General features: G+C 33.1%; 3 protein-coding genes. All 3 read left to right on the top strand.

All coding sequences use genetic code 11. The features are described from left to right. Positions 1-280: 280 nt before the first annotated feature. On the top strand, positions 281-550 hold the full coding sequence (locus tag ACJML3_RS03305; RefSeq protein WP_406020597.1) for a type II toxin-antitoxin system HicB family antitoxin: 270 nt from the start codon (positions 281-283) through the stop codon (positions 548-550). Continuing rightward, positions 551-751 (top strand): type II toxin-antitoxin system HicA family toxin, encoded by a 201-nt coding sequence (locus ACJML3_RS03300; RefSeq protein WP_331853735.1) that lies wholly within the window; start codon positions 551-553, stop codon positions 749-751. A gap of 405 nt (positions 752-1,156) precedes the next feature. Beyond that, positions 1,157-2,969: transposase (locus tag ACJML3_RS03295; protein WP_406020594.1), on the top strand; the 1,813-nt coding region annotated here is incomplete at its 3' end.

Here is a 2,969-nt window from a genome sequence, read left to right as displayed (position 1 = left end):
TTTTTTTGACGTAGTGCTAACTTTAGGATAAAAGTTAGTTAAATTTTATATTTTGCACTTAGGAAATAACCAGCTAACGGTTACAACTTATGTTTGTTTGATGTATGCTCATCAGTCTTTTGATTGGTTAGCTTTCTTTTTTGAGCATAAGATTTTTATGGTAGGTAAGGAGAGGTTCGATTCCTCAGAGTGGTTCCAATCTGAGAAAATTTACTTATTCGATAAGCTATTTTTCTTCTAAAATGATAATATACACGCAATAACTCGTTGAGGTGTAACAATGTCATTTTCTTATCGAATAGGTAAGCCTTTTTGGAAATGGTTTGCAAAGCTAGGAGTAACATTAAGATTAAGAGTCGGTGTCGGTTATGACGCCGAGGCTAAATGTTACTATGTGGCGTGGTCAGATCTACCTGGAATAAATACTGATGCAGATACTCTTGAAGAATTAAAAAAGAATATTCAGGAATGTGTTGAGTTATTACTTGAAGATTACATATCCGACACTTCCAATGTTCATGCATCAATGAGAGTTCCGGTGTTGAATTAAATGGGAGAGCATGATTATTACATGCGCCTTGTAGAGATTTTAAAGCAGAATGGATGTTATCCTACAAGAACCGGAAAAGGCTCGCATGAAAGATGGTTTAATCCTAAAAACAAAGTTCCGTTTACAGTGCATAAATCCTGTAAATCAAGATTTTCTGCGCAGAAGGTCTTAAATGACGCAGGTATAGACATAAAGATTTAGTCTAAAAAGTCAAAAATAAGCTCACAGAAATGTGGGCTTTTTTTGTTTCTGGAGTCTCCCAATGTTATCCATTAAGAATACACTGATTTTAGGTGCAGTCGCTTTTGCGGTTGGTTATATTGCCGGTTATGCGACAAGAGGCGATTAGGCAGAGATTGAAAGTCTGAACGTTGCGAAAAATGCACTGGAGCAAGAAAGAGCTAATCAATAACTAGAGATTTTTAACCCTAAGATCTCGGTCGTAGTTCTTACACTATTTTTTCTCTATTAAAAATATATCATTAATTCACCTTACTCTCTGAAATTTATAAAAATTTTTCCGATATTTTTTCAAAAAACACTTGCTTTTTTTATAAAATCATGTAAGAATATACTTACATTATATCAATCATTTTCGGGCTTATTATGGATCTTAGTTCTGCTTATTCTGTTCTTACTAACATTTATGCTAATTTCAGCAAGAAAGCTGGTTGCTTTTATGTTTATTCCTATACTCCTGTTTATGACAGTACTACTAAAAACACTTCTAAAAAGAACATCACCAGTATTGGCAAGATTTCTTCTGAAAGTGGTATTGGTTTAATTGAGTTTAATGCTAAGTTCCTTCGTGCCCATCCTGAATTCATTAACCTTAAAGTTTTCAGAAAAGCAAAAAATACAATTCACATTGAATCAAAAGAAAATGATCCTGTATCACTTAATGCTGCTGATAGTGATGACTTACTTGAAGCTCACCACATGAAGATTTGTGCATCATATTTTATTGTTGAGGCTTTAAAGAAGTCCTTTTCTGGTCGTGCTCTTAAAGCTTTATATGATTCAGGAAAGATCACTAAAACTCAGTATGACATCCTATTAACTGTTCTGGTTTATTCTATTTATGAAGGAGTTAAACACCTTGGTGCTATTGAATACTTTATTCGAGATCATATTGTCCCTTTCAACGGTAATATCAACAAAGATTCAATCCAAAGATTATATGCTGTTCTAGATAGCCAACTTATCATTGATTTCTACAAGAAAAAACAGGAGATTATGCAAGCTGATTTCTTATCTAAAAAAGAAAATGGCTTGAATAAGCGTAAATTCATAGCATTAGATGGCAGTAACATCGATATTAGCTCTAGAAGAATTAACTGTGCTGATTATGGCAAAGCAAAAAGTGGAAATGAAACTCCTATAATCAATTTCCTATCACTTATTGATCAGACCACTGGTACATTACTTGGTCATTGTACCTATTCTGGACATACAACTGATATTGCAACACTTGAAGGCTCTGTAAAGCAACTATCTTACTATGGATGTAAAGATTACACTCTAATTGTCGATCGTGGATACTGGTCTGTATATAACTTAAGTGTTATTTATAATTTCGGTATTGATGTTATTGCTCATGTAAAAACATCTCAATCAACTGCAATTAGAAAATTCATAAATTCAGTTGTTGACGATATGTCTGTCGGTAATGGCTGTGTAAAAATTGAACAAAACGGAGAAGTTAACTACGCTTCTCGTTTTAAGTATTCCTGGAATTATTACGACATTAAAGCACAAAAAAAAGTAAACAAGCCTATATATTTATATGCTTTTTATAATCCTGCAATTGCAACAAGTGCAAAAGAACAGTTAATTAGTGAAGTAGCTGAACTTAACAGCGAATATGAGGAGTATAAACAGAAGCTTGCCAATGCAATTGCAAAGCATAAGAAAAAGCCTGAAATGCCTAGCCTTAAGAATAAACATGCAACACTTATTGATGATGGAATTATAGTACTTAATAAGAAGTACAACAGATATGACATATGCAATGAGAAAGCATACAAATACATTCAGGCTTGCGGTATTTGGGTACTTGCCTCTACCAGTGAATTTGATTGCGAAGATATTTATACAAGATATCGTCAGAGAAATGAAATTGAAGTTATGTACAGATATTTCAAAAATCACGTTGATGCAAACACACTGAACACTTCAACAGAAGACTCATTCAAAGCAAAACTGTTTATAGGTCTATTAGCCTCAGAATTTCTCAACAGCTTAAAGTTGAAAACTTTAGAATGGAATAAAACAGCTTCTGATAAACAAAAGGTTAAACTAAAAGACAATTCTATGTACATGACATTCAAAGACTTAGATACCCTTGAATGTATTCGTCATGGTGAAACTATAATCCCTATTACAAATATTCTCAAAAGACATGAAGCCCTTTTTAATA

Origin of the sequence: Succinivibrio sp., from assembly GCF_045124615.1 — a bacterium.
Classification (GTDB): domain Bacteria; phylum Pseudomonadota; class Gammaproteobacteria; order Enterobacterales; family Succinivibrionaceae; genus Succinivibrio; species Succinivibrio faecicola.
Note: the sequence above shows the minus strand (reverse complement) of the source record. Positions and strands in the feature narration are given on the sequence as shown.